At 54.1% G+C, this 2839-nt stretch carries 3 protein-coding genes; 2 read left to right on the forward strand and 1 reads right to left on the reverse strand.

Features of this window, described 5'->3' with window-relative positions; genetic code table 11:
• Positions 1-110 precede the first annotated feature (110 nt).
• On the reverse strand, positions 111-869 hold the full coding sequence (gene flgA / locus AAAB16_RS20435; protein ID WP_340664975.1) for a flagellar basal body P-ring formation chaperone FlgA: 759 nt from the start codon (positions 867-869) through the stop codon (positions 111-113).
• An 80-nt stretch (positions 870-949) separates the two neighbouring features.
• Between flgA and AAAB16_RS20440 the strand changes: the two genes are divergently transcribed.
• Complete coding sequence (locus tag AAAB16_RS20440; protein WP_340664976.1) at positions 950-1876, forward strand: chemotaxis protein CheV; 927 nt, start codon at positions 950-952, stop codon at positions 1874-1876.
• A gap of 55 nt (positions 1877-1931) precedes the next feature.
• Positions 1932-2759, forward strand: coding sequence for a protein-glutamate O-methyltransferase CheR (gene cheR, locus AAAB16_RS20445; protein ID WP_340664977.1), 828 nt, complete (start codon positions 1932-1934; stop codon positions 2757-2759).
• Positions 2760-2839: the final 80 nt, after the last annotated feature.

Genomic DNA, 2839 nt, shown 5'->3' on the forward strand with positions numbered 1-2839 from the left:
TGTCGGCGGTGCTGAAGAAAACTTTAGAATTTTTTTCCCGTCGCCGTTTGCCGCGCCTCACAGGCGGTCAGTGTATGAAAACTAACGGTAAATTGCGCGCAAAAAACCATCTACATCTGTACTTCTACTTCGCCTGGGCCAACAACGCGGGCGCGAATAACGCGCTGTGAACTCAGGTTACGTACACGAATCTGTTCACCAATGACGCCACCGGACAGCGCCTCGCCGGGCATACGCACGTTAATTCCGCCTTTTTTAGCGCTAATTACCACCTGCTCACTCTTACGAATAGCTTCGGCTTGTTCGATAGTCACCGGCGCTAGCACTTGATCGGTCATGACTCCACGGGTCAACTTGGTTCCCAGTACTTGGTCCAGATCGGTCATATAGCCTTGCGTGAGCAAGCCGACATCTCGCTCAACCAACGCTACATCCGCTTGGCTGAGGACCGTCGCGCGCTTAAGCGGACGGATGGCGATCACCACGTTGCGGTAAAGCTTTACTTGGGCGGGAACAAAGATTGTCCACGGTGTCGCCCCTTCGCAGCTAACCCTCACTGTGACTCGACCAACTGGCTGCGCAGGGCTTTCCAGAGACGTCGTCAAATCTTCGTCGCATAGTGGCAATTGCAACCGTGGGTCGAGTTGCTTGATTTGAATCTCTTGTCGCGCCTGGATTTCGCTACGCTCTAAATAGTCCTGAACCGTGACCTCAAGAAAGCCTTGGCTTGCGCCGATAAGTTGTTCAGGTAATGTCAGCTCAGCGGCTGCGTAATTAATGTGGCCAAACGCCAGCAAAGCCAGCCATGATCTGATTAATCTAGGTGATCGGCGCGGTGAGTGTCGGAAAAGTGGCGTTATCAGTTTCATGTGTAGCTTCAAAGCAAAGCCCGTGCCGGCTGCTAGGCTAAGCAGGGGTTGGTGGTTAAAACAATTAAGAGGGGCAGGGTATGGCCGGAGTGATGGACTCGGTTAACCAGCGTACGCAGTTGGTGGGGCAGAACCGACTCGAGCTGTTGTTATTCCGCCTTGATAGTAAGCAGCTATACGGCATCAACGTGTTTAAGGTGAAAGAGGTGCTGCAATGCCCCAAGCTCACCATCATGCCCAAATCCAGCCCGGTGGTTCGCGGGGTGGCCAATATTCGTGGCGGCACCATTCCTATTCTTGATCTGTCGATGGCTACCGGCCGTGCTGGTTTGGCAGACCTGGAAAGCAGCTTTGTCATCATTACTGAATACAACACCAAGGTTCAGGGGTTTCTGGTGCGCTCGGTAGAACGCATCGTCAACATGAACTGGGAAGAGATCCATCCGCCACCCAAGGGCACTGGGCGCGACCACTACCTCACGGCCGTAACCCACCTGGATCAGCAACTGGTGGAAATTATCGACGTGGAGAAAATCCTCGCCGAGGTGGCGCCTGTCTCTGAAGTGATCACCGCTGGGGTCATTGATGTGGAGACCCAAGGTAAGGCTGTGACCAAGCATGTGCTGATCGTTGACGACTCGTCGGTGGCACGAAAGCAGGTCACCCGTTGTCTGCAGTCGGTAGGCGTAGAAGTTACAGCCCTGAACGATGGTCGTCAGGCGCTGGATTTCCTACGCAAACTGGCGGACGAAGGTAAGCGCCCGGAAGACGAATTCATCATGCTGATTTCCGATATCGAGATGCCGGAAATGGATGGCTATACCCTGACGGCGGAGATTCGTGCGGACTCGCGCATGCAGAAGTTGCATATCCTCCTGCATACTTCCCTGTCAGGCGTATTCAATCAGGCTATGGTGAAAAAAGTGGGGGCGGATGACTTCCTCGCTAAATTCCGTCCAGATGATCTGGCTTCCCGCGTGATTGAGCGCATTAATGTTTCGGAATGAGGGCTGAGGGCCTTGCAGCCCTTCAGCAACCTATATGTATGGTGAGGCAGCGCTAGTGTCTTCAGGTAACGTGGATTTTGAGCAGTTCCGGATTTTCCTGGAAAAGGCCTGTGGCATTGTGTTGGGCGCCAACAAGCAGTACCTGGTTTCTAGCCGGCTGAACAAGCTGATGGAACAGAACAGCATCAAAACCCTCGGAGAGCTGGTGCAACGCATGCAAGGCATGCCGCGCGGCGGTTTGCGCGAGCAGGTGGTTGATGCCATGACCACCAACGAAACCCTGTGGTTTCGTGACACCTATCCTTTTGAAGTGCTGAAAAACCGGGTTTACCCGGAGTTGCTCAAGGCCAACCCCAGTGCACGGTTACGTATCTGGTCGGCGGCGTCATCGTCTGGTCAGGAACCCTATTCCCTGTCGATGGCCACCGATGAATTTGAGCGTACCAATCTTGGCCAGCTCAAAGGAGGGGTGCAGATTGTGGCGACGGACCTGTCCAGCGCCATGCTGCAAGCGTGCAAATCCGGTGAGTACGATAGTCTGGCGATAGGCCGAGGCCTGTCCCAGGAACGCTTGCAGCGCTACTTCGATCCAAAAGGGGCAGGGCGCTTCGCGATTAAACCGGCAATTCGCAGTCGCGTGGAGTTCCGCCCGCTCAACTTGCTGGACAGCTACGCCAGCTTGGGCAAGTTCGACATCGTGTTTTGCCGCAACGTGTTGATCTATTTCTCCGCTGAGGTGAAGAAAGACATCCTGCTGCGTATTCATGCGACGTTGAAGCCAGGAGGCTATTTGTTCCTTGGTGCGTCTGAAGCACTCAATGGCTTGCCGGATCACTACCAGATGGTGCAATGCAGTCCAGGCATCATCTATAAGGTGAAGTAGCCGTCCGTTGATCGTTCCTAAAAAAGCCCGAACCTGGTTCGGGCTTTTTTGTGCGCGTGATTACTGCGGTAGTTGCTTGG

This window comes from Pseudomonas sp. (genome assembly GCF_037994325.1).
GTDB lineage: Bacteria > Pseudomonadota > Gammaproteobacteria > Pseudomonadales > Pseudomonadaceae > Aquipseudomonas.

Coding starts and splice junctions, on each gene's coding strand:
- flgA (WP_340664975.1), bottom strand. CDS start 869: ATGAAACTGATAACGCCACTTTTCCGACACTCACCGCGCCGATCACCT.
- AAAB16_RS20440 (WP_340664976.1), top strand. CDS start 950: ATGGCCGGAGTGATGGACTCGGTTAACCAGCGTACGCAGTTGGTGGGG.